We start from the raw sequence: 23,018 nt of genomic DNA on the forward strand, positions 1-23,018 counted from the left end.
CGGCTCCTCAGCGTTTCAGCATTTTCAGTGCGACGTCGCAGTAGATTTTGCTGCCCGCAATGAATTCGTCGATCGGGATAAATTCATCGGGCTTATGTGCCACTGCCAGAGAACCGGGGCCGATGATGATGCCTTTGGTGCCGAGACTGCGAAAATGCACCAGATCGCAACCGCCCTGGAAGCCGAACGGGCCGGGTTCCGGGTTGCCTTGCGCGGCGCAGGCTTCAACGCCCGCCAGCACAATCGGATCTTCGGAATCGGTCTCGGTGGCGCCGCCGGTGGTCGGTTTAAAGGTGATGATTTCGCTGCGCACGCCAAATCTCTCGTGAGCCAGTTGCAGCAAATCCTGAATTTCCTGTTTTACCGCGTCTTCGTCTTCGCCCGGCACCATACGGCGGTCGAGCAGTAATTCGCAGGCCCCCGGCAATACGTTATCGGCGTGTCCGCCGCTGATGCGGGTGACGGTCAGACTGGCGTTACCCACCAGCGGATGACAGTGGCAGCGTACGCTCTGCTTGTGGGTTTCTTCGACCAGACCGAGTAACTGCGCGGCGCGGAAAATGGCGTTTTCACCCAGATCCGGGGTGCCGGAATGTGCGGTCACTCCATGAACGCGAACCAGCGGGCGCAAACTGCCTTTGTGCGCGGAATAAGTCGTGTTGGAGGTCGGTTCGCCAATCACCACGTAATCGATATGAGCAGGCGCTTCGCGGACATAAAACTTCGCGCCCTCGCTGGCGACTTCCTCATCGGCGACAAAAATCGCCATCAGCGTGCCGCGCCAGTCGTTACGGTTGGCCGCCAGCCAGCGCATGGCTTCAATCATGGCGACAAGCGGGCCCTTGGCGTCGCAGGCGCCGCGGCCAAATAACTTGCCGTCGCGCTCGGTCAGCGTGAACGGATCCTGTGCCCAGCCGTCACCGGCGGGCACCACATCAATATGTGTGTTAAACGCAAAACAGGGGCCCGACCCGTTTTCCAGACGGCCAATGACGTTGGTGCGCCCCGGCGCGTATTCGCTGAGCGTCAAGTCGAAGCCGATTTCACTCAGCATCTGGCTGATGAGTTCGGCGGCTTCACGTTCGCGCCCCGGCGGGTTTTCGGTGTTGATCGCGACCAGTGCGGCCAGATCGCGTTTCATTCTGCTGATATCGGGCGATGAAAGGCTCATCGATGTCTCCTGGAATATCTTTTTTTTGGCAAAACTGGCCCCTGGTGAGGGCGCAATACGGCGGTGATGCGGGTTAAAGGATCAATGTAAAATCTGATCTAAGAAGCGTTGTGCCCGAAGGCTGACGTCGCCGCCGAAGAATTTTTCGCCGGTCGCGTTTTCGATAATCTCGCCGTTTTCCATAAAGACGATCTGATTGGCGGCACGTTTCGCAAAACCCATTTCATGCGTGACGACAATACTGGTCATGCCTTCCGCGCTGAGATCGGCCATCACGTCGAGGACTTCGCGGATCATCTCCGGGTCCAGCGCCGATGTCGGCTCATCAAACAGCATCAGTTTCGGTTTCATGGCTAAGGCTCTGGCAATTGCCACACGCTGCTGCTGGCCGCCGGAAAGTTCATCGGGGAACGCATCGGCTTTGTCGGGAATGCGCACTTTGATCAGCAGTTCCAGCGCCTGCGCTTCGGCCTCGCTGCGGCTGACGCCGAGCACGGTCATCGGCGCGAGCATGATGTTTTCCGCTGCCGTCAGGTGCGAGAACAGTTCATAGTTCTGGAACACCATGCCAATGTCCTGCCGGAGTTTGTGTGGCTGAACGCTGGCGTGCGTGATGTCTTTATTGCGGAAGAAAATCGCACCGCCCTGAACCGGCTCCAGCAAATTAATGCAGCGCAGCAGGGTGGATTTCCCGGAGCCCGACGGGCCAATCAGCACCACGGTTTCCCCTTGTGACACGTTCAGGGAGCAGTTTTTCAGAACGTGCTGCGAGCCAAAATGTTTATCGACGCCGATGATTTCCAGAACCGGTTTGGATTTACTCACGGGCTTCTCCTCAGTTTGGCGTGCTGCTGCGCAGCAGGCGTTCGGTCAAAGACAGCGCAGGTTTCTTGCGCTTTTTCGGGTCAAGCGAGCGTTCCAGCCAGGCCTGTCCGACCATGAAAATGGAGGTCAGCACCAGGTAATAAATCCCGGCGGCGCACAGCGCCTCGAAATAACGGAAACTGGCGCTGGCGGTCTGGTTAGCGATGAGCAGCAACTCCTGCACGGCAATCACCGAAACCAGCGCGCTGGATTTCAACATGCTGATCATCTGGTTGCCCATCGGCGGCAGCACAATGCGCGCGGCCTGCGGCAACACAATTTTGCGCATGATCTGGCTTTGGGTCATGCCGAGTGCCATCCCGGCGGTGCGCTGCCCGCTGCGCACGGCCTGCAAACCGGATCGCAGAATTTCAGCCATGTACGCGCCTTCATTTAAGGAGAGCGCCATGACGGCGCAGGTGAACGCCGAAAAACGCAGGCCAAAAGTCGGCAGAACGTTGTAGACGAAAATAATCTGGAACAGCACCGGCGTGCCGCGAAACAGCCACAGATAAAAGAACGCCAGAACGGAACCCGCCCGGAAGCGGGATTCCTGAAGCAGGGCCAGGATCAGCCCTGCAATAATGCCGAAGAACAACGAGCACACCGTTAACAACAAGGTCATTAATGCGCCCTGAAAGAACGCCGGTGAGAACAGGTACTGCCAAACAAGATCAAGCGACATGAACTTTCCTCAACGTCAGGGCAACGCTTTAAGGCCGGACTTCACAACCTCAGAAAATAGACACTGAAGCCGGGAACTGCCATTTGGTAATGAGCTTCTGGTACGTGCCGTCTTTCACTACGTCCTGCAAGCCTTTCTCGAGCAGGGATTTCATTTCTGCATCGCCTTTACGCACGGCAAAACCAATGTGCGTGTCGGTTTCAAACTCCGCGCCGACGGCTTCGAAGGTGTCGCCTTTTTCGCTCAGCAGCGCAACGGCGCCCGGCGTGGAGATAAATTCGGCGTCAGCCCGTTTCTGCGCGACAGCCACCGCAGAATCCGTTGCTGCCGGGAAGGTCAGCACGGTAATGGCCGGTTTTTTGGCATCCAGACATTTCTGGTTATCCGCCCGCGCCTGACTTTCTTCGATACCGCCGAGTGTGACGGCGATGTTTTTGCCGCACAGGGATAAATCGCGGCCAGTGATTTTTTGCGGATTCCCTTTCACCACAATCACGCGGCTGCCGATTTTCAGGTAAGGCACGAAATCAACCTGCTCAGCGCGGGTCGGGTTGATGTACATCGCCGAGTTGATGATATCCAGACGTTTGCCCTGCAACGCGGGGATCAGTCCTTTGAATTCCATCGACATCGGTTCCGGGGTCAGCGCCAGTTTTTTCGACAAAGCGGTGATGAGGTCGATATCGAAACCGGTCAGTTTGCCGTCTTTCGTAAATTCAAACGGCATGAACGTGGCGGCGGTGCCGTAGGTCAGATGACCTTTAGTGACCAGAGCAGGCGCGGCGGCCTGGCTGAACAGCGGGGCACTCAGGCAAATTGCAGCCAGAGAGACGGTGGCGTATCGGCGCAAAAAAGCTTTTTTTGACATGACAGACTCCAGTTTCCCACGAGCAGGATTGCTCTTTGTGTCTCATTAAATACAATTAAGTTTGTGAGTCAAGGCTCTTTTTTGGTGCATTTGTTGCACGATTTGGGGGCTTTTTAACCAGGCTTCACCATCCTCAAGGCTTGTGATATTGTACAAACCTAAACAATAAATACTTTCAGGTGTTGCTCTTCCATGACCCAAACTACGACAGCCAGCGGAAGGCGTCTGGCAAACCAAATCCTTGACCTGATACGTGAAGCAAAATTTGAGCCAGGTCATCATCTGCGGGAGCAACAATTAGCCGATATGCTCGGTGTTTCCCGCACACCGGTGCGTACCGCGTTGAAATTGTTGTGTGAACTGGGAATTATCGAGGCGCGCCGCAATCAGGGTTTTTTCCTGCTGAAAGCCTTCGATGAGCTTCAGCGCATCAGCATTGATATCCCGGCCACCAGCGATCAGGACTTGTACGAGCAACTGGTGAAAGACCGTATCGCCGGAAAATTGCCGGATTCCCTGACGCAAACGGAAATCGCCCAGCGCTACGACGCCGACCGCGGCGTACTGGCGCGCACGTTGCTGCGGTTGTCTGAGGACGGGCTGATCGCCCGCAACAAGGGGCACGGTTGGTCATTTTTACCGACGCTAAACACCGACGTGGCGCTGAGTAACGGCTACGGATTCCGCCTGATGATTGAGCCGGGCGCGATGCTGGGCGCGAGCTTTCACGCCGATAAAAGTGCGCTGCGGCGGTTGCGGATGCAGCATATCTATCTGATTACTCACCCGGATATTCTCGCTGTTGATGGCCGTCAGATTTTCGAAACGGACGCCACGTTCCACGAAATGCTGGCGGAATTCAGCGGCAATATTTTTGTCTTACAGTCAATTCAGCAGCAAAACCGGCTGCGACGCCTGCTCGAATTCGGCAGTTACACCAATAAACAGCGTGTGCGCGAATGGTGCGGCGAACACGTCGCTATCATCGATGCCGTGCTGGAAGGGCGGATGCAGGAGGCGGCAGAAATGATGCGCAGCCACCTGCAATCGGCTTACCAGATGGTGCTTAATAAAGTCAGCAAAGCCGGGTGACGCGGGTCAGCGGCAAAGGCCAGGTATTTTCTCGTGGCTTTTGCTGATATTAACCCGGCTAATCTTGCCGCGTGGCCCATAAGTATGCGTTATGTTGGTGCACCGAAACGGACGCTTCGGTTTTATTTAACTTAAGTTTTTGAACCCCGCCGGTTGTCTCGCCGCGTTCTGCAATCGTTTTTTCTTATGTTTCGTGGCATTAGCGCGCGGCAAGCGGCTATTTCATCTGCACGACGGAGATTGGCGTAGATCTTGCTTTTATCAGTCACGCTAATCATTACCGTAGGGTGTTCCCTTTCCGGGCCAAATGGAGACAGAGATGAATCTCAGACGTCTGAAGTACTTCGTGAAAATCGTCGATATCGGCAGCCTGACGCAGGCCGCCGATGTTCTGCATATTGCACAACCGGCACTGAGCCAGCAACTGGCGACGCTGGAAGGGGAATTGCAGCAACAATTGCTGATTCGCACCAAGCGCGGCGTGACGCCCACCGAGGCAGGAAACATTCTTTATTCCCATGCGCAGGCAATTTTGCGTCAGTGCGATCAAGTTCACAGCGCGGTGAACAGCGCAGGCCAGTCGCTGAGCGGGCAGGTTTCTGTCGGACTTGCGCCGGGCACGGCGGCTTCACAACTTGCGCTGCCGTTATTGCAGGCCGTACGCAAACAACATCCGGGCATTTTGTTGTATCTCAACGAAAATTTCGGCACAGCGCTCGGGGATTCAGTGCTCAACGGCCGCATGGATATGGCGGTGCTGTACGGCAGCAATAACGATGTCGGGCTGAGCAGTCAGCCCCTGATGAAAGAAGATTTGTATCTGGTCGGGACGCATGCCGTACCCAATCCGGGGAAATATGTCGAGCTGAGCGATGTCGCGAAGCTCAACCTGTTCATGCCGCGTTCATATAACGTGATGCGCCGTCTGGTGGACGATGCGATGGCCGTCCGCCGCCTGACGGCGAATATCATTGGTGAAATTGAGTCTTCCGCCACGCTGACGGCCGCCGTTGCCAGCGGTCTGGGCGCCACCATTTTGCCGGGATCCGCCGCCCGCGCCATGATTGGCCCGGCGAAAGCGTGGATGTCGTGCATCAGCAGTCCGGCGATTCAGGTTCCACTTTCACTGTGCGTTTCAGAAACGCTGGCCCTGTCGCAGGAAGCGGCGGCAGTGAAGAAAATTCTGTTGTCGCTTGTCTTTGAGCAGGCCACGACGGAACGGGAACCGCTGCTGGCGGCAAGCTGAGGAGGAAAAAATGGGCGATCACCGATCGCCCATTTGATTTTCCCGGGTCAGGATTGACCGCAGTATCAATAACTGCAACTACTTACAGGCTTTAATTTCCTTCCATTGTGACCATTCGCCAGTGAACTCGGGGTCTCCGGGTTCATTGTTTTGGGTCCAATAGTTAGCCAGATACTCCTTGCCTTTCCACACAACGCTTTCACCACCGTAATAAATTTTCTGTGCGTCCCAGTTGTTCGCGCACGTTTTTCCCGTGCCGCTGTCAGGCAATGGCTGAACTTGTGGTGTTACCGTCAGCGTATAAGAGGTCACATCACTTTTCTTACCGTCAGAGACCGTCAGTGTGAAGGTGTACTGTTTTTTCACGGTCACGGTTGGAGCCACAAAACTGATGCTGTCCCGGTCGGTGCCCGCCAGCGTGGTGCCGTTTGGCAGCAGCCACGTATAAGACAGTTTGTCACCGTTAGCATCGCTGGAGGCTGCGGCGTTAAGCGTTACGTTAGCCTGACTTTCCACATCACCAATCGGCCCGGTTAATCTGGCGACCGGCGCAGCGTTGGTATCCGTAACCGGTGTGGTATCTGGGACCGGGGTTGTATCCGGCGTTGGATCTGGTACCGGTACTGGCTCCACTTTGCCTGCATCATCGACAATAGAGACATTGAAGAAGTGCTGGACGCAGCGTTTATAATCCCCTTCTTTGAAGGCGGAGAACGGTGTCTGGTAACCGACCAACTGGCACGAATACGTTGAACCCGTTGGCGTGTTTGGATCCCATCCCCAGTCCTGTTCCCAATATTGCGGCAGCGCGCCCGAACCGCCCTCATCGAACTGTTTCATGTTCTTACAACCCAGCACTTCACTGGCAGCGACTGGGACTTTCAGATATTCCGCTTCACTTTTGTAGTAAGAGATACGGTTTTCGCCCTGAGCAATTTCGGTCGGCCCGCCGCATTCCACGCCGCCATTAATAATCTGGATGGTGACGCCGAAACCCGGAACCAGGCCGTTGGCTTTGTCATGATCGTTTGGCTTCCAGGTGCCGTCGATCACATGCAACATGCTCGGTTTAGGTGCCTGCGGGGTTACGTAGAAGAACACGGCGCTGGCCAGGTTCAGCCAGGTATCGGCCACCAGTTCCGGTTTATCGAGCAGGGTTCTGACGGTGCCAAACATGGCGTCGGAGAACGGACCGTAGTTGTAGTTATAGGAAAGCTGTTTCGCGCCACGACCAAAGTAACTGACGAAATCTCCCTGAGCATCTTTACCGCAAGGCCATGTCTGCCCCTGCCAGACATCAGGATTACATTCGCCGTTGTAACCGCCTTTCTGGCCCTCGGCCCAGCCCATTTCACGCAGCCACACCAATCCCTGTCGCCATTCCGCCTCAGGTCTCCAGCTTTCATGCCCGCCGGTTTCCTGAGCGAAGTGAGCAAACATCGTTGCCAGACCTTTGCGGCAAATGGCGTCGGAATCACGTCCGTCGGTATACGTCCCACAGACTGCCGGGAATTTACCTATCGCTTTGAGGAAGTTTTCATAACTGTATTCGGGGGCGCGAAGCGGGAAGATGTAATCCCACTGCGCTTTGCTGAGGATTTTCTCTACCCGTTTCACATTATCCGGGTTCGCCGCCCGCGCGGGGGCAATTTTTTCAACGGAGTCGTTATCAAGGGTGCGGATAGATGCTTTGACTTCCTGCATTAACGGGTTTTGTGTCAGTGAATTTTCTTTTTTAACCAGATCACTTTCCTTAATTACGTAGGGTTCTGAAGCGGTCGGGGTTTCTTCTGCATGCGCCATCGAAGCGATTGCCAGAAGACAGAAAATAGTCATTATATTGAGGCTGAAATTCGGCTTTAATCTTTGCATAGTCAATACTCTTAATGGATTACATTAAATACAGAAATACGACGCTCTGCGAGTGGGTGTTATATCTGTTAGGGGTTAACTAACATTTCAAGACTAGTGCTCACCTGATGAATTAACGATTAAAATAAGAACATTTTTATATAAAATTACCGATGATGTTTCCCTGCGTGCTAATTAAATTAATGAATTTTATTGACAGACCTCTACGGATTTCAGTGATGAAATGATGTTGTTCACGCCGCGAATTTTAGTCGTGCGGGTGACAAAGTTTGCATATGTTTTTAATGCTTCGTGGTGAATATCATCAGGTAACGCAAAAGTCGTTAATTTACTGTGGCGCTTATCAATAAAATATTCCGCCACTTTGGTGGGGAATATCGCGATCATCTCACTGCGCTCGATAGCAGCGATGATCCCGTTGAGTGACGATGAGTAATAGACGACTTTTCTTGTGTTGAAATTATCACTGTGGGTATGAGGGTTATTTATCGAAATGAGCTTTTTTGCCTGAATATCGCTGTGGCCATATACGGCATGGGGTAATGCATAATAGTGAGATAGTGTGAAAATTTTTTGCGTGGCGAGTAAACTGGTGGAACTGCATAACACAACGAAATCATCGAGGGAATCAATTTCAACGGAGGTAATACTGTTATGGTGTAGCGGGAAGTTACTCAGAACAATATCATTTCCTGACTGCAACAAATTCCTCACACATTCATCATGATTAGACAGGGTGTCATTCGTAAAGGTAAAAAGGGTTTCCCTTAAGTCATCTCGTTGATGCAACTGCTGGAAGTAATAACTTTCAATCAGATCTGAACACATCACTTTGACAGAAGAGACCTTTTTTGTCTGATTTTTGGCCCGATGCACAACATCATCAATAATACACATGGCATGTGAAAATGATTCATGAATTTCCAGTGCTGTTTGTGTTGGTTTCATTCCCTGGGCTGTTCTGATGAAAAGCTCAACGGCTAAATATCGTTGTAGCTTACTGATCGAAAGACTGACGGCTGAAACAGAAATTTCAAGTTTCTCAGCTGCGCGCGAAAGACTCCCTGAGAGGATCACTTCATTCATAATTTTAATCAGGTTGTAATCAAATTCATTAATTTTGTCGTAATACATTACTTTTCTCCGTAACACAGGTTTGGAACCAGAATAATTCACATTGTGACGCTACAAATAAAGTAAGAAAAGAGATATTTATTGAGATATATACAGGTTAAAAACCGGGGGGACTAATGTCTGGCCAGCAGGCTATGTTATTTATCACAAGTGAAAGTCCAGGTTCCGATTGTTGTTATAAGGAACATTTATGTTGACAAAATACTCAGGCGGATACGGCCTTTCATCCAGCCATAGATGAAAGATTCATTACTGGCCTTATTTTCTGCGAGTTCAAGATATCGTTGCCCCTGGCTGCAGTTGAGCGAAGTGACGAGTACCGCTTCCCCTTCCTGCCCTCGCAGTTTGAGAAAAGCAGATAAGGCCGTCAGCGTGGCCGGTCCTATTTTTCCATCAACACTCATATCGGAATAATAACGGCCCTGCTGATTATAGATGTTCAACCAACGTTGCAGCCATTTCACGCCGACAGATGGCCCCATATTGGTTCCGGTATCACACAGCTCCAGAGCCAGTGCCGGCGATAATACATTGACCTTGTCAAATCCGGGCTGATACCAGTAATTTTTCTCAAGAAGAATATAGGCCTGATCGCGGGTAAAATCTTTCATATTCCCCGTGTAACCATAATCCCGTGCGGTTTTCTCGGTAATTCCCCAATGGGTCGGGCCGCCAGGATCGTCGGGATGATTGACATAAGCACCCTCATTTTCCAGAACTGCATCAATCACGGGATTATGTGCCATTATCTGATCCTCAGTAGGTTTAGATTGTTAAAGCAAGTTGCACTCCAATACCAATCAATAGCAGTAATAAAATCAGGCCAAAAAAGAGCGGTTTATAAAAAGACTTTGTTTTGGGCATTTTTTCATGAATAACATCGATAGTTATGGATGAGTTAACCCGTATTCCTGATTTGGGTACCGTAATAAACAATTCATCCAGCCCCAGCGTTTTTAAATCACGACGAATCAAATACAGGGTTTGGGTAAGGCTGGCATCACTGGTAAAAGTACTTCTTGCCCCCCATAAGGCATAAGATATAGCAGATTTCTCTATCACTTCATCGTTAGCGTGTTCAATAATGAAGCTGAGGCAGCGGGCTCTCATTGTCGTGAGTCTGATGTTAGTGCCATTATTCAGTGTTTTAAGTTCTTTCTTTCCTTCATTGAAAACGTACTGTCCATTAATAAGATAAATACTCATCTTTCAACTCTCTCCAGGTCGGTAAAGGAACTTATCAGAAATCCAATTTTCGATAGGATTTATCGTATCTGGTTTTTTGAAATTCACCATATTCAATCAGAATATTATCAATAATTTTAGATAAGTTGTGATCTGTTATGAGGAATAGTGACCTTTTTAAATAAAACTAAAAACCTTTTTGAATTTTAATTTAAATGTTACGCATCAAAAATTAATGATTTAGGTCAGGTTGTGGGGTTTTGTTCTTCTCATTTTAGTCACAACGCTCGCTATGTTTAAACGGCGGAGGTGGTTCGGTCGTGGTTATTTTTCAACCCATGCAATGTGCCAGCAAACATTTCCTTCATTAATTACGCACGATCAGAAATTTAAATGATGTATCTTTTTTACTCCTCATCGACGTCATAAATATTTTTGCTGAATGATGATTTGAGAGAAAACAATTTCTTTCCAATTATAGACCCGACAGCACGATGCTGTTCGACCCTTAACTTTTATTCAGGAAAATATTATGACTACCAGTAAATTGATCAAAACCGATTCCCTGACTGACAAATCTTATAAAGCTGATGGCTTTGACGCCTCTAAAGATACGGAGAAATACAGCTACACTTCCGCCCGTGTCGCCAAACCGGTGTACAATAAATATGACACCACGAATAAACCTAAGGTGTTCGGTTATTATACCGACTGGTCTCAGTATGATAGCCGCCAGTCTGATGGCGATGACACTCCGGCAAATCGTGGGCGCGGGTACGATTTAGCCAACGTTAGCCCGACAGCCTATGACAAAATCATTCTCGGTTTCCTGGGCATTGTTGGTGATACCACCGGTGAAAAAGCCGATGTCATCGCCCGTGCTGCCGGTAATTTGAATAAATCTATCAATGAACCCACTTTCCTCGACCCGTGGGGCGATTTCCAGACCAGTGCCAATGTCGGTCTGAACGATTCCGGCTGGGTGGAAATGGACGTGAATACCGCCACTCAGGCGACCGTTAAAGGCATTGTCGGCGGTCTGCGTGACCTTCAGGCGAAGGCCAAAACGTTAGGCCATACGCTGGCGCTTTCTCTGAGTATCGGCGGCTGGACCATGAGCAGTGGCTTCCACAATATGTCGAAAACGTCGGCTGGCCGCAGCACCTTTGCAAAAGGCGTCGCGAAATTGTTCACCCGTTTCCCGATGTTCTCCGAAGTGGATATTGACTGGGAATATCCGGGCAATGCCGGCAACAACAATGCCTATGGTGACGAAGACGGCGCGAACTATGCGTTGCTGCTGACGGAAATCACTAAAGAGCTGAAAGCCATCAAACGCAGTGATGTCAAAATCAGTATCGCGAGTTCTGCCGTGGTGGCGATTCTGGAAAAATCAGATGTAAAAACCTTGCTGAACAGCGGTCTGTACAGCATTAACGTGATGACCTATGACTTCTTTGGCACACCGTGGGCGACGCAGCTGGATCACCACACTAACCTGCATGCGCTGGTAGAAGGCGGGTGGGGCGTGGATACCATCGTCGATTATCTGCTGGCGAAAGGTTTCCCGGCTGACCGCATCAACGTGGGTTACGCCGGTTATTCACGCAATGGTCAGAACGCGGTACTGGAAAGTTTCTCTCCGCTCAAAGGCACATACACCCCGACGGCGAATGCCGAAACCACGGGGACATTCGAAAGCGGTTGCAGCGAATGGTATGACCTGATCAACAACTACCTTGATCTGGAAAACCAGAAGGGTCGTAACGGCTTCAGCGTTTACACCGATCAGGTGGCAGATGCCGATTATCTTTACAACAAAGAGTCCAAGCTGTTTATGTCCCTCGACACCCCGCGCAGCGTGCGTGCCAAAGGGCAATATGTGGCGAAAAAAGGGCTGGGCGCACTTTTTACCTGGACTATCGATCAGGACAACGGTGTGCTGGTTAACGCCGCCCGCGAAGGTCTGGGTTGCACCGTAACCAATCAGGTCATCGATATGGCACCGTTCTACTTTGACGGGATTAACATTGCGGGTGAAGTGCCGGATGAGGATAAACCCGCCACCAATACTGCGCCGGTTGCTGATATCCAGTTGCAGGTCATCAGCGGTTCAAAAGTACGTCTCAGCGGTGCCGGATCCCGCGATGCCGACAACGATGCACTGACCTACAAATGGAGCGTGCCTGCCGGAATTTCGCCAAGCAGTACGACCACCTCAACCATCACTTTTACCGCTCCGACTGTGGTCAGCCGCGCAGAATTCTCGTTCTCACTGGTTGTCACGGATACCCATGCTGCCTCTTCAGTCTCCAAACAGTTCACACTGGTTGTATTTGGTGAAGAAGTCGCAGAACCGGTTGTTGTCCCGGTCGTGGATCCAGTCGTCGACCCTGTGGTTGACCCGGTTGTCGATCCAGTTGTCGAACCGGTGGTGGATCCCGTCGTTGATCCTGTGGGCAAATATTCCGAATGGGAGACCAGCAAGGTCTACAATACCGGCGAGAAAATCAGCCATAAAGGTAAAGACTACGTGGCTAACTACTGGACTCAGGGCAATGAGCCGGGCAATCCAGAGTTCACCGGCGAATGGGCACAGTGGAAATTACTCTAACAGGTTGAGGCAATATTCCTGAGGTTCTTGCCTCATCATAGTGGAATAGCAAAGCGGGGCACTTCTGGTGCTCCGTTTTTTTTCTCTGCAGAAAGGGGGGGGTTGTACAGAAGGCAAAAAAATCCCCCGGAGGAGAGACTCTGCCGGGGAACGGTGTTACTCAGATATTTTGGTTGAAGGAGCAAAAGAATCTATAAGCGAGGCAATTTTCTTACCGAGCAGGGTGATGATCGGCCCGGCAAATACCCCGCCAAGCCCGGCCATGATAAGCAACTTGTCGTCGTTGGCATCGCGCGAAAGTACGAAGATGCTTAACAGCATGCCGGTAAAACAAGAGACTACAACCTGTAAGAGACAGGCCAGAAGTTCTTCCATAATCGGTTTTTTCTGTCTCAGCATGATATAGCGGACTATCCCACCCCACGCTGACATCCCGATAACAGCCCGAATGATCTCGTGATTCAGTAACACGACATCTCTGGCATTTGCTGCACTGATCATAATGTTTTCCTCAGAAGTAGAATAAAGCGTGCAGGGTTAAATTATCATCAGAGGAATTGGGGCGAAAATCACATGGCAACACATTTTGACGTGAACATTTTTAGTCCGGTGGCAGGTAAAAAGTGAGAAAACTGAGAGGGTCTTGAAGGGCGGAATTGCGGTGCAACTTTTGTCAGAAGGGCTTATTCGGCGGATAAACGAAAAAAACCGGCCTGTAAAAGGCCGGTTCGGGTCAGAAGGTCAGAACTGACGACGATAAAGATTACTCGGCATCAGCAGGTTTTGGCTGACCCGGTTTGTGGTCACGCATCTGTTCCATTTTTTCAGCGCGTTTCTGGTAGTTCTCATTGAACTGTTTTTTCTGCACAGGCGTCAGCAGGTTGTACATTTTGTTTTCAGCACGGGCGCGGTCGAGCATGCGGTCAGACTGTGCTTTGGTGATGGTGTCAATCTGCGATTTCACTTTCGCTTCATCGAAGCTGTCTGAAGCGACCAGGTTATGCATCTGATCCATCTGCGCTTTCATGGCAGCGCGGTCAGGGCGCGCGCCGCTGTCTTTCATAATTTCTTTCATCTGAGTTTTCTGCTGCTCAGTCAGGGTCAGGCCAGCGAACGGGTTCATGTTGTGCGGGCCTTTATGGTGCATCATTTTACCCTGCGTCGCCGCAGGTGCGTCAGTTGCCGGTGTGGCCGTGGTTTCAGCAGCAAACGCGAAAGAAGCAGAGCTCAGAGCCAGAGTTGAAGCCACAATCATTGCGGTAAGTTTACGCATAATTAAATTCCTCATTGGAGATTCAGGCACATCGCCCGTTTTGTTTCGACGAAAACAAGTCTACTGAATCCAATGAATAGTAATGCGGGCAGGATGTAAAAGAGTGAAAGCCGACGTGTCACTTTTCAGCCGATCGTGGAGAAAATGTTTAGAAAGCGTAAGGTTGCGAGAACAGACATGAATGGCGGGTCAGATAAATCTGAGTAATGCGGTGAATTCACACATTAACATGGTGAATGTTTGGCCGCCAGACTTCTCAGGTAAAGATTGTTTGCGGTTGATGTCTGGTTTAGATCGCCGGCTGTGGGCAAAACCCTGCATAATAGTTACCATTTGGTTAACATTTTATATAACAGTGCTGATTGCCCATGACTGAATCCCGATACGAAACGCTGGCGCGCACCTTGCGCAGACAAATCGACACCCAGGTCTGGCTGCCGGGCGACCGTCTGCCTTCTTTACGCGAGTCCTGCAAACAGTCCGGGCTGAGCCTGATGACGGTGTTGCAGGCGTATCAGCTTCTTGAAAGTCAGGGGGTGATCGTCGCCCGCCCGCAGTCCGGCTATTACGTCGCGGCGGGTTTGCAGCGACCGGTTCGTCATCAGCCCGATGAGCGCCTGCACGCCGCCGAACAGGTGGACGTCAATGATGCGATTTTCGATATCCTGAAAGCCGGGCAGGATCCTTCTATCGTGCCGCTGGGCTCGGCATTTCCCGATCCGACATTATTCCCGCAGCCACGCCTGGCGCGCTCGCTTGCAAGCGCCGTCCGCCGCATGTCCCCGCACAGCGCCACGGCCAACTTGCCGCCGGGAAACGAAGAACTGCGCCGCAGCATTGCCCGGCGTTACGCTCAGAACGGAATTGAAGTCGCGCCCGATGAAATCGTCATTACGTCCGGCGCGATGGAATCTCTGGGGCTGAGCTTGCAGGCCGTGACTGAGCCGGGTGACTGGGTGGCCATTGAATCCCCGGCATTTTATGGCGCGTTGCAGGCCATTGAGCGCCGCAAGTTAAAAGCTATCGCCATCCCGACCGACGTGCGTTTCGGTATGGATCCGGATGCGCTGGAAAAAGCGCTGGGAACTTATCCGGTCAAAGCCTGCTGGCTGATGTCGAGTTTCCAGAACCCGCTCGGATGCACAATGCCGCCCGAAAATAAGGCACGGCTGGTGGATATCCTGCAAAGGCATCAGGTGGCGATAATCGAAGACGACGTGTACAGCGAACTGTACTTTGGCGGTGAACGCCCGGTGCCGCTCAAGGCGTCGTCGTATCGCAGCGAAATCCTGCATTGCTCTTCTTTTTCTAAATGTCTGGCACCCGGTTTTCGCGTCGGTTGGGTGGCAGCGGGAAAATACGTCGGACGTATTGAGCGGTTGCAACTGATGAGTACGTTATCCGCCAGTGTGCCGGTACAGCTGGCGCTGGCAGATTTCTTGCAAAAAGGCGGGCAGCAGGGGGGTTACGACATCCATTTGCGCCGCCTGCGCCGTGTGCTGGAACAGCGCCAGATGGCGATGCACCACGCCATCATCAACCAATTCCCCGCACAGGTTTCCGTTTCCCAACCGCAGGGCGGCTATTTTCTCTGGCTGGATCTGGGTGACAACGTAGACGCTGCGCGGGTGTACCAGCGCGCACTGGCCAAAGGCGTCAGCGTCGCGCCGGGCACCATGTTTTCCGCCGACGAACGTTTCCGCCACTGCCTGCGCATCAATACGTCATTCGAATGGGGCCCGCACACCGCCCGCGCGATATCTGTTCTGGCCGGATTGGTGGCGGAAGAGATTCGGGGGTGACTACACATCCTTCTCCCTTAATGTCTTCCCGACATTTCCGCCCGGATGCACCTTAAGAAGCCTTTGCTGATTGAAGCCGTTGCGCAGCATGATGTTGCCGCACAGGGCGTCGAAAATGGCCAGCACCAGAACGATGGAGGTGGTGGCCAGCATATTAAGCGGGTCGATTTCCTGCTGAATGTGCGTTTTTACCACCAGCGTGGCGGCGCGCGCAATGGCGGAATCCAGATTCTCTGTCACGCTGATGATGGCGACGCCTTTGGTTTTCAGCGCCGGTAACAGGCGGGTCAGTTCTTCGGAATTACCGCCGCGTGAAATCAGGATGATCAGGTCGTCACTGCGCAGAAAACCCAGATCGCCGTGCGCGGCGTCGGTAGCGCTGAGATACACTGACGGCTGTTCTACGCAGGCCAGCATGTGCGCAATTTTTCGTGCGGCAATCCCTGATGTGCCCACGCCGGTGACGGCAATCTTGCCTTTGCAGCCGGTTACCAGCGTCAGTAACTGACGCCAGATATCGGCGTCAAGATGGTTTTGCAGCGCCAGCAGTTCCTGGCTGTACGTCCGCCAGCCCTGACACGCCAGCTGAAATTCCTCATCTGCGGTCATTGTTCTTCCCCCTGCATCAGGCGGCGGTACTTCATGCTGTCGTGATACATCTCGTGGAATACGCGATATTTGCGGTCGTAATACTCTTTGATTTTGTTGGTTTGCGGCGTGACGGTTTTGCCGATGCGGCTCATGGCGGCCATCGCTTCGGGCAGAGAATCGTACGCACCTGCGGCCACGGTGCCCATCATGGCGCTGCCGAGCAACATCGCCTCACTCTCTTCCGGCAACAACATCGCGCAGCCTGTCGCGTTGGAATGCTCCTGCACAAACACCGGGTTTTTGGTACCGCCGCCGCTCGCCATCATGGTATCAATGCGGTAGCCGCTCTGATTCATGGTTTCAATGATATGGCGGGTGCCGAGTGCCAGCGCCTGAATGGTCGCAAGATAATGCAGCGCCATATCTTCCGGCGTGCGAGAGAGTTTCAGGCCGGTCAGTGTGCCGGTGAGCGTCGGGTTGGCGCGCGGCGAACGGTTGCCGTGGAAGTAGGGCAACATATGAATGTCTTTGGTCAGGAACGCGATGTTTTCCGGTTCACCGGCCATTTTCCGCAGCAGACTGTTGAGCACCTCATAAATGGTTTTGCCGCTGTCTTTGCCCTGTTTCAACAAATCCTGATAGCACGGATGTGACTGAATAACATGGTCGATCAGCGCCCCGGTGGTGGACTGGCCGCCTTCGTTCAGCCAGTAATCCGGCAGGATCGCGGAGAAATACGGCCCCCAGATGCCGCCGATGTAGCGTGCGCTGCGGGACATCGCCATGTGTGCGGTGGATGTGCCGCCAATCAGCGCGATACGGTTGTCGAAATCGGCGGATTCACCGGACGCTCCGCTGGCGCCGAGAATGCCGAGGCTGCCTGCGTGCGCATCGATAATCGAGACGCTGACTGCGGTGCCGGCCATCAGTCCCATTTCAGCGGCGGCGCGTTGCGTCAGGCCGTGGCCCAGCGGTTCGCCCATGGTTTTGACTTCGCTGCCGATTTTCGCCGCATTATTTTCCAGCAAATCTTCCAGACCAATCTGGCGGAAATAACTCGGATCCCAGCGGTCTTCGTGACCGATGTAGGTCCATTTACACACCGTGGAACACAGTGAACGCGTGGTGCTTTGCGTGGCGCGCCAGGTCAGGAAATCCGGCAAATCAAACAGATGCCCGACGTTATTCCACGTCGTCGGCATATGTTGTTTCAGCCACAGGAGTTTTGGCGTCTGCATTTCTGGCGAAATAATCCCGCCGACGAATTCCAGCACGCGGTGGCCGGTGGCGTTGATGCGTTCGGCCTGCGTGATGGCGCGGTGATCCATCCACACAATAATGTTCTGCTCGCTGCGGCCGGACGGGCTGACGGTCAGCGGTTTACCCTCTTTATCGAGTACCACCAGCGAACAGGTGGCGTCAAAGCCGATGCCTTTTACCTGAATCGGGTTGATGTCGGCCTGATTCACCGCATCTTTGACGGCGTTGCAGACGGATTGCCAGATCTCATCGGAAGACTGCTCAACGAAATCGGCCTTCGGGCGGTACAGCGTAATCTCACGGCTGGCCTGGCCGACCATGCGGCCGGTCATGTCGAAGACGCCCGCACGGGCGCTGCCGGTTCCTACGTCAACTCCAATAAAATAACTCGCCATGTTTTTTCCCTTCGGTAAAAGCAATTCGCTTAAGATTTTCTGTTTTGTAAGGCGATGAACAGGATCAGGACGCCGCCCCAGAGTGCCATTGTCAGGTAACTGCTCACGCCCATCAGGTTCAGGCCGCTTTCCAGCATTTGCAGGACGATCAGCGCCAGTACCAGCCCGATAACCCGCCCGAATCCGCCGTCGGGATTGATCCCGCCAAGGACGGACGCAAGGATAGTCACCAGCAGATACGAATCGCCGTAGCCCGCTTTCGCCGAGTTGAATTTAGACATCATCATCAGCGCCGCTCCCCAGCCGAGCAGGGCGGAAAGCACATACACCGCGAGGGTGACTTTATTTGTGTTGACGCCGCTAAAGCGCGTGGCCTGTTCGTTGGAACCCATCAGATACACACTGCGCCCGAGCGTGGTGTGTTCCAGCAAAACCCACAGCAGCAGTGCCACCAGCAGGAAAATCAGCAGGGCGACCGGAATGCCCAGCAGGCTGCCATTGCTCAGGTACTGAATCGCCGCCGGGAAGCCGGAAATCACGGCGCCGCTGGTGAGTAAAATGTTCAGCCCGGCAATCAGCGTCATGGTGCCGAGCGTTGCCAGAATCGGGGAAACCCCGACGTACGCGATCAGCGCGCCGTTCAGTACGCCAATCACCACCGCCACGGCCAGGCCGGCCAGCATTGCCAGCGCGAAATAGGCCGGCTGATCGGGATGCGCCACCAGAATGGCGGCCATCACCAGTGAACAGGCATTAGCCCCGGCAATGACGGAAAGGTTGATGCCGCCGGTCAGCATGGTGATGCCCATGCCTAACGCCAGCATCCCCAGAACCGGCAACTGCGAGGAGATCGACTGGAAATTGCCGACGCTGTAAAAACTGCCGCCCAGCGTGAAGGAAAACAGCACGGCGACGGCGACGATGATCAGCAACTGCAAGCGGATAATGCGGTCGCCAGGGAGAATTCGGATTAAGGTCGTCATGTCACATCCCCTTCGCCAGTTTGCGTTTTTCGTTCCACGCGGTGCTGCTGATGCTGACCAGAATGATCACGCCGCTGAAAACCTGATGCCAGTAAGACGAAATGCTCAGTAATGTCAGTCCGTTTTGCAGGAAGGCCAGCAGCATGACGCCGAGAAGGGTGCCGGTCAGCGACCCGCGCCCGCCGGTCATGCTGGTACCGCCTAACACCACTGCTGCCAGCACTGTCAGTTCATAGCCGAGCAGGGAATTGGGCGCGACCGACTGGGTGATTTGCGCCTGTACCACCGCCGCAATGCCCGCCAGTAATCCCATAAAGCCGTAAACGTAAAAATGCAGACGGAGAATGTTCATGCCGAGGCGCGAGGCGGCGTCACGGTTGCTGCCCATCGCATAAATCTGGCGGCCTACGCGGGTGCGGTTCATCAGCACGCCGGTGGCGATAATCACGCCCAGCAGGCTGAGCAGCGGCAACGTCAGGCCATAGTCATAGCCGTCGGCGGCGGTAAACGAGAACCAGCTGATGCCGTTCATAAACCAGTCCGGGAAACCGTAAAGCCAGGTGCCGTTGGTCAGATACACCAGCAAACCGTAAAACAAGTTCAGTGTGGCAATGGTGATGATAATTGCCGGAACGCGCAGCCAGTAAACCAGGAATCCGTTGACCAGCCCGAGCAGCAAGCCGGTGCCCATCGACATCGCAAACGCCAGCGGAAAACTGCCACCGTGGTGAATGATATAACTCGCCATCACGTACTGGCCGATAGAGGTCACGGCAGGGAAGGAGATATCAATGCCGCCGGCAATCAGCACCACAAACAGGCCACAGGCCAGAATGCCGAGAATGGCATAGCTGGTAGCAACATCCGTGAGGTTGCCGAGCGTCATAAATTCATGGGTGCGCAGGCTCAGGCCGATGACCAGCAGCAGAACCAGTAATCCCAGCCAGAATTCATGCTGAGAAAACAATCTGGAGAGCTTTTTGTTATCCATTGATTGCCTCCGCAATCTGCGCTTCGTTGCTCTGGTGCGGGGCGAACTCCGCCACCAGCAGGCCTTTGCGCATCACCAGCACGCGGTGACTGTTGTAATACGCTTCGGGAATTTCATCGCAAATCATCAGAACGGCCATGCCGGACTCCGCCAGATCGCGCGCAATACGGTAAATGCCTTCTTTGTTAGCGATATCCACGCCGACCGTCGGTGAATCCAGGATCAGAATATGCGGCTGCGTCGCCACCCATTTAGCGATGGCGATACGCTGCGCATTCCCGCCGGATAACGTTTTCACCGGCAGCGCGCTGTCCGAGACTTTAATGTTCAGATCCCGGATCAAATCTTTCACCACGGCGGCGGCTTTGCGGTGATCCATCAGACCGGTGGCGGTGTGCAGCTTGTCAAAAATGGACACCAGCGTGTTGTCGTAAATGGACTGCTCCATGACCAGCCCCTGCGTCAGGCGATCTTCCGAGACATATGCGATGCCGTGGCGGATAGCGTCACGGTTACTGTGAAATTTCACCGCATTGCCGTTCACGCGGATTTCACCGCTGTCAGGCGTGCTCATGCCAAACAGGCTCAGACACAGTTCGGTGCGCCCCGACCCCAGCAGGCCGATAATCGAGGTGATTTCGCCCTGACGCAGTGACAGCGAAATATCCTGATACTGGCCTTTGCGGCTCAGATGGCTGACTTCCAGCAGCGGCGTGGCTTCAGCGGGCGCGCGGTGCGGCAGATGGCTGTAGCTAAAACGCTGCCCGGTCATCAGGAATGCCAGCTCGTTGCTGTCGAGCGAACTCGCCGGATAGGTGCCGACCAGCTTGCCGTCGCGCATGACGCTTATCCGGTCGGCGACTTCCATCACTTCATCTAAACGGTGGCTGACGAACACCACGCAAATGCCCGCCGCTTTCAGCTCGTTGACCACCCGCAGCAGGCCGTTCACCTCGGTGCGGGTCAGTGACGCGGTGGGTTCATCCATGATCACCAGGCTGGCGTCAGCAGCGATTGCCCGGCATATTGCCACCAGTTGACGGTCGGCGATCGATAACTTTTCGACTTTACGATCCGGGTCGAGAGAAACCCCAACCCGTTGCATAGCCGCTATCGCTTTTTTGCGCATTGCCTCGCGATGTACCCAAAAATCGCCGCCCGGCAAATAGCGGTGAATCGCGATATTTTCGGCCACCGATAAATTGGGGAATAAAGAGAGGTCCTGATAAATCACCTGAATGCCGTAATAAGAAGACAGTTGCGGCGTTAAGGAATGAAAGAGTTTGCCGTCCAGCGTAATCGCGGCGCCTTTTTCCGGCTGATAAACGCCGGAAATGACTTTAATAATGGTGCTTTTCCCGCAGCCATTCTGGCCTGCCAGACAATGTACTTCGCCTTTATTTAAGGTGAGCGAGACATTATCCAGAGCCAGTACGCCGGGGAATTTTTTGCTGATTTTTTCGAGGCTGATAAACGCCTCAGCAGGAACGGCGGGCGTGAGTGAACCGGACGACGGAGTGAGTGTTTTCATCACATAATCCTTACAGCGTTTACCCCGTCATACTTCAAATTGCAGGTGCGTTGGCTGCGCTTGCTCACCCGAATCACTTACACAAGTAAGCTCATCGGGATTCTCTCGCTTGCCGCCTTCCTGCAATCCGAATTATTTAGGGGTCTTTTTTTATATTGGGGGAAACAAATACGGCACAGCAAACTACGCCCTATTTGTTTCATTCCCCTGGTGTGGCGCGGGAGATAATTTATCTCCGGTAAAATCGGTCTTTTTTCGTTAAATCAGAAGCCCAGTGATTTCGCATTGTCCGGCGTAACTTCGAGGATCTTGTTAAAGCGAATCACATGTTTTTCGGTATCGACATCGGCTTTGCCTAAACCATCAATGCTCAGATCTTTGGTCACTTCTTTACCCTGCAACAGCTGGTCGGCAACTGAAACAAGTGCGTAACCGGCATCTTTTGGATCCCACAGCAGGACTTTCTTAATGTCACCGCGCATCAGGTAAGGCGCAGCCTGCGCAGGCATGGCGATACCGACGACGGCGATTTTATTTTTCGCACGTTTCTGCTGAACGGCCTGACCGGCACCGATCGGGCCGAGCGAACCGAAACCGATAATTCCTTTCAGATCAGGATACGTTTTCATTAAATCCAGTGTGGTGGAGTAGGACTTGTCGATATTTTCCGCCACCGGTAAACGTGAGGTCACTTCGTGCATGTCCGGGTATTTTTCTTTCTGATATTTAATTGCCGCATCAGCCCACGCGTTATGCAATGGCACGGTCAGGGAGCCGACATAAATGGCATAACCGCCTTTGCTGCCCATGTCTTTTGCCAGCTCATCCATATTGGCTTCGGCATATTTCTGGCTGTCGATGGTTTCGATATCCCACTGACCAATCTGCTGATCCGGGGATTCGTGCGTTAATACCACGATGCCCTGATCGCGGGCTTTTTTCAGCACCGGCTCTAAGACTTTGGCGTCGTTCGGCACCACGATAATGGCGTCCACTTTTTTAGCGATGAGGTCTTCAATCACTTTCACCTGCTGAGCGGGGTCTGGCGTCGAACCGCCAACCTGATAGGCGTTAACGTCCAGTTTTTGCGCGGCTTCTTTTACGCCGACTTCCATGCGGGTGAACCAGGGAATGCCGGTGACTTTCGCCACGACAGCGATGTCGTAGGGTTTGTTGGCAGCGAAAGCCGGTGTTGTTAATAACATGCATGCTGAAACCACACATGCACTGACTAATGCGAGGTTAAATTTCATGTCTGTACCTTTCTTATGAGGGTTTGTGTAGGGGCGGACGGGGTAAATGCCGCAATCAGAGATTAACTTAACGGGAAAGCGCTTTTCGCATGCTCGTGAACGGAGTGTGATCAGTGCCCGTAATTGTTAAAAAATATAATAAATCACGTTAAATTTAGGTTTCATAAATTCTCTATCCAAGCCTCCGGCGGAATCGCGAAGCGAAGTT

Annotated in this window: 20 protein-coding genes; 4 read left to right on the forward strand and 16 right to left on the reverse strand. The window is 52.9% G+C overall.

The window, feature by feature from the left end; translation table 11 throughout:
- Positions 1–7: 7 nt before the first annotated feature.
- The 4 genes from ACM5QY_RS13830 to ACM5QY_RS13845 form a co-directional block, all read right to left on the reverse strand.
- Positions 8–1,171: a M20 family metallopeptidase gene (locus ACM5QY_RS13830; protein WP_416121349.1), complete on the reverse strand. Its 1,164-nt coding sequence runs from the start codon at positions 1,169–1,171 to the stop codon at positions 8–10.
- Between the two features lie 81 nt (positions 1,172–1,252).
- Positions 1,253–1,996, reverse strand: a complete 744-nt coding sequence (locus ACM5QY_RS13835) for an amino acid ABC transporter ATP-binding protein (RefSeq protein WP_416121350.1) — start codon at positions 1,994–1,996, stop codon at positions 1,253–1,255.
- A gap of 10 nt (positions 1,997–2,006) precedes the next feature.
- Complete coding sequence (locus ACM5QY_RS13840) at positions 2,007–2,720, reverse strand: amino acid ABC transporter permease (RefSeq protein WP_101078755.1); 714 nt, start codon at positions 2,718–2,720, stop codon at positions 2,007–2,009.
- A 49-nt stretch (positions 2,721–2,769) separates the two neighbouring features.
- Positions 2,770–3,588, reverse strand: coding sequence for an ABC transporter substrate-binding protein (locus tag ACM5QY_RS13845; protein WP_416121351.1), 819 nt, complete (start codon positions 3,586–3,588; stop codon positions 2,770–2,772).
- 192 nt (positions 3,589–3,780) lie between these two features.
- Here ACM5QY_RS13845 and ACM5QY_RS13850 point away from each other — a divergent pair, with 192 nt between their 5' ends.
- On the forward strand, positions 3,781–4,680 hold the full coding sequence (locus tag ACM5QY_RS13850; RefSeq protein ID WP_416121352.1) for a GntR family transcriptional regulator: 900 nt from the start codon (positions 3,781–3,783) through the stop codon (positions 4,678–4,680).
- 319 nt (positions 4,681–4,999) lie between these two features.
- Positions 5,000–5,926: a nitrogen assimilation transcriptional regulator NAC gene (gene nac, locus ACM5QY_RS13855; protein ID WP_416121353.1), complete on the forward strand. Its 927-nt coding sequence runs from the start codon at positions 5,000–5,002 to the stop codon at positions 5,924–5,926.
- Between the two features lie 78 nt (positions 5,927–6,004).
- On the opposite strand, the gene ACM5QY_RS13860 is transcribed toward nac, so the two are convergent.
- The 4 genes from ACM5QY_RS13860 to ACM5QY_RS13875 form a co-directional block, all read right to left on the reverse strand.
- A complete protein-coding gene (locus tag ACM5QY_RS13860) occupies positions 6,005–7,798 on the reverse strand; it encodes a glycoside hydrolase family 19 protein (RefSeq protein WP_463366390.1) in 1,794 nt (597 codons plus the stop codon).
- Between the two features lie 189 nt (positions 7,799–7,987).
- Positions 7,988–8,932: a LysR family transcriptional regulator gene (locus ACM5QY_RS13865; protein ID WP_416121354.1), complete on the reverse strand. Its 945-nt coding sequence runs from the start codon at positions 8,930–8,932 to the stop codon at positions 7,988–7,990.
- A gap of 188 nt (positions 8,933–9,120) precedes the next feature.
- A complete protein-coding gene (locus ACM5QY_RS13870; RefSeq protein WP_416121355.1) occupies positions 9,121–9,678 on the reverse strand; it encodes a glycoside hydrolase family 108 protein in 558 nt (185 codons plus the stop codon).
- A gap of 19 nt (positions 9,679–9,697) precedes the next feature.
- Positions 9,698–10,138, reverse strand: a complete 441-nt coding sequence (locus ACM5QY_RS13875) for a winged helix-turn-helix domain-containing protein (RefSeq protein WP_416121356.1) — start codon at positions 10,136–10,138, stop codon at positions 9,698–9,700.
- A 511-nt stretch (positions 10,139–10,649) separates the two neighbouring features.
- Between ACM5QY_RS13875 and ACM5QY_RS13880 the strand changes: the two genes are divergently transcribed.
- Complete coding sequence (locus ACM5QY_RS13880; RefSeq protein WP_416121357.1) at positions 10,650–12,731, forward strand: glycosyl hydrolase family 18 protein; 2,082 nt, start codon at positions 10,650–10,652, stop codon at positions 12,729–12,731.
- Between the two features lie 156 nt (positions 12,732–12,887).
- Here ACM5QY_RS13880 and ACM5QY_RS13885 read toward each other — a convergent pair whose 3' ends face one another.
- Complete coding sequence (locus tag ACM5QY_RS13885) at positions 12,888–13,232, reverse strand: phage holin family protein (protein WP_416121358.1); 345 nt, start codon at positions 13,230–13,232, stop codon at positions 12,888–12,890.
- Positions 13,233–13,494: 262 nt separating this feature from the next.
- Positions 13,495–14,004: an ATP-independent periplasmic protein-refolding chaperone Spy gene (gene spy, locus ACM5QY_RS13890; RefSeq protein ID WP_416121359.1), complete on the reverse strand. Its 510-nt coding sequence runs from the start codon at positions 14,002–14,004 to the stop codon at positions 13,495–13,497.
- A 368-nt stretch (positions 14,005–14,372) separates the two neighbouring features.
- On the opposite strand from spy, the gene ACM5QY_RS13895 reads away from it, so the two are divergent.
- Positions 14,373–15,806 (forward strand): aminotransferase-like domain-containing protein, encoded by a 1,434-nt coding sequence (locus ACM5QY_RS13895; RefSeq protein WP_416121360.1) that lies wholly within the window; start codon positions 14,373–14,375, stop codon positions 15,804–15,806.
- On the opposite strand, the gene ACM5QY_RS13900 is transcribed toward ACM5QY_RS13895, so the two are convergent.
- The 6 genes from ACM5QY_RS13900 to ACM5QY_RS13925 form a co-directional block, all read right to left on the reverse strand.
- Positions 15,807–16,415 (reverse strand): SIS domain-containing protein, encoded by a 609-nt coding sequence (locus tag ACM5QY_RS13900; RefSeq protein ID WP_416121361.1) that lies wholly within the window; start codon positions 16,413–16,415, stop codon positions 15,807–15,809.
- On the reverse strand, positions 16,412–18,052 hold the full coding sequence (locus ACM5QY_RS13905; protein ID WP_101078744.1) for an FGGY-family carbohydrate kinase: 1,641 nt from the start codon (positions 18,050–18,052) through the stop codon (positions 16,412–16,414). The genes ACM5QY_RS13900 and ACM5QY_RS13905 overlap by 4 nt, the downstream gene beginning before the upstream one ends.
- Positions 18,053–18,081: 29 nt before the next feature.
- Positions 18,082–19,035, reverse strand: a complete 954-nt coding sequence (locus ACM5QY_RS13910; protein WP_416121362.1) for an ABC transporter permease — start codon at positions 19,033–19,035, stop codon at positions 18,082–18,084.
- Between the two features lies 1 nt (position 19,036).
- Complete coding sequence (locus ACM5QY_RS13915; protein WP_416121363.1) at positions 19,037–20,026, reverse strand: ABC transporter permease; 990 nt, start codon at positions 20,024–20,026, stop codon at positions 19,037–19,039.
- A complete protein-coding gene (locus tag ACM5QY_RS13920; RefSeq protein WP_416121364.1) occupies positions 20,019–21,557 on the reverse strand; it encodes a sugar ABC transporter ATP-binding protein in 1,539 nt (512 codons plus the stop codon). The genes ACM5QY_RS13915 and ACM5QY_RS13920 overlap by 8 nt, the downstream gene beginning before the upstream one ends.
- A gap of 263 nt (positions 21,558–21,820) precedes the next feature.
- On the reverse strand, positions 21,821–22,810 hold the full coding sequence (locus ACM5QY_RS13925) for an autoinducer 2 ABC transporter substrate-binding protein (RefSeq protein WP_416121365.1): 990 nt from the start codon (positions 22,808–22,810) through the stop codon (positions 21,821–21,823).
- Between the last annotated feature and the right edge of the window lie 208 nt (positions 22,811–23,018).

It is taken from the genome of Rahnella sp. PCH160 (assembly GCF_047784855.1).
In the GTDB taxonomy this organism is placed as follows: Bacteria; Pseudomonadota; Gammaproteobacteria; order Enterobacterales; family Enterobacteriaceae; genus Rahnella.

What these genes read in the sequence shown, in the direction of transcription:
- ACM5QY_RS13830 (WP_416121349.1), bottom strand. Translation starts at nt 1,171, where the DNA reads ATGAGCCTTTCATCGCCCGATATCAGCAGAATGAAACGCGATCTGGCC.
- ACM5QY_RS13840 (WP_101078755.1), bottom strand. Translation starts at nt 2,720, where the DNA reads ATGTCGCTTGATCTTGTTTGGCAGTACCTGTTCTCACCGGCGTTCTTT.
- ACM5QY_RS13845 (WP_416121351.1), bottom strand. Translation starts at nt 3,588, where the DNA reads ATGTCAAAAAAAGCTTTTTTGCGCCGATACGCCACCGTCTCTCTGGCT.
- ACM5QY_RS13850 (WP_416121352.1), top strand. Translation starts at nt 3,781, where the DNA reads ATGACCCAAACTACGACAGCCAGCGGAAGGCGTCTGGCAAACCAAATC.
- nac (WP_416121353.1), top strand. Translation starts at nt 5,000, where the DNA reads ATGAATCTCAGACGTCTGAAGTACTTCGTGAAAATCGTCGATATCGGC.
- ACM5QY_RS13860 (WP_463366390.1), bottom strand. Translation starts at nt 7,798, where the DNA reads ATGCAAAGATTAAAGCCGAATTTCAGCCTCAATATAATGACTATTTTC.
- ACM5QY_RS13865 (WP_416121354.1), bottom strand. Translation starts at nt 8,932, where the DNA reads ATGTATTACGACAAAATTAATGAATTTGATTACAACCTGATTAAAATT.
- ACM5QY_RS13870 (WP_416121355.1), bottom strand. Translation starts at nt 9,678, where the DNA reads ATGGCACATAATCCCGTGATTGATGCAGTTCTGGAAAATGAGGGTGCT.
- ACM5QY_RS13875 (WP_416121356.1), bottom strand. Translation starts at nt 10,138, where the DNA reads ATGAGTATTTATCTTATTAATGGACAGTACGTTTTCAATGAAGGAAAG.
- ACM5QY_RS13880 (WP_416121357.1), top strand. Translation starts at nt 10,650, where the DNA reads ATGACTACCAGTAAATTGATCAAAACCGATTCCCTGACTGACAAATCT.
- ACM5QY_RS13885 (WP_416121358.1), bottom strand. Translation starts at nt 13,232, where the DNA reads ATGATCAGTGCAGCAAATGCCAGAGATGTCGTGTTACTGAATCACGAG.
- spy (WP_416121359.1), bottom strand. Translation starts at nt 14,004, where the DNA reads ATGCGTAAACTTACCGCAATGATTGTGGCTTCAACTCTGGCTCTGAGC.
- ACM5QY_RS13895 (WP_416121360.1), top strand. Translation starts at nt 14,373, where the DNA reads ATGACTGAATCCCGATACGAAACGCTGGCGCGCACCTTGCGCAGACAA.
- ACM5QY_RS13900 (WP_416121361.1), bottom strand. Translation starts at nt 16,415, where the DNA reads ATGACCGCAGATGAGGAATTTCAGCTGGCGTGTCAGGGCTGGCGGACG.
- ACM5QY_RS13905 (WP_101078744.1), bottom strand. Translation starts at nt 18,052, where the DNA reads ATGGCGAGTTATTTTATTGGAGTTGACGTAGGAACCGGCAGCGCCCGT.
- ACM5QY_RS13910 (WP_416121362.1), bottom strand. Translation starts at nt 19,035, where the DNA reads ATGACGACCTTAATCCGAATTCTCCCTGGCGACCGCATTATCCGCTTG.
- ACM5QY_RS13915 (WP_416121363.1), bottom strand. Translation starts at nt 20,026, where the DNA reads ATGGATAACAAAAAGCTCTCCAGATTGTTTTCTCAGCATGAATTCTGG.
- ACM5QY_RS13920 (WP_416121364.1), bottom strand. Translation starts at nt 21,557, where the DNA reads ATGAAAACACTCACTCCGTCGTCCGGTTCACTCACGCCCGCCGTTCCT.
- ACM5QY_RS13925 (WP_416121365.1), bottom strand. Translation starts at nt 22,810, where the DNA reads ATGAAATTTAACCTCGCATTAGTCAGTGCATGTGTGGTTTCAGCATGC.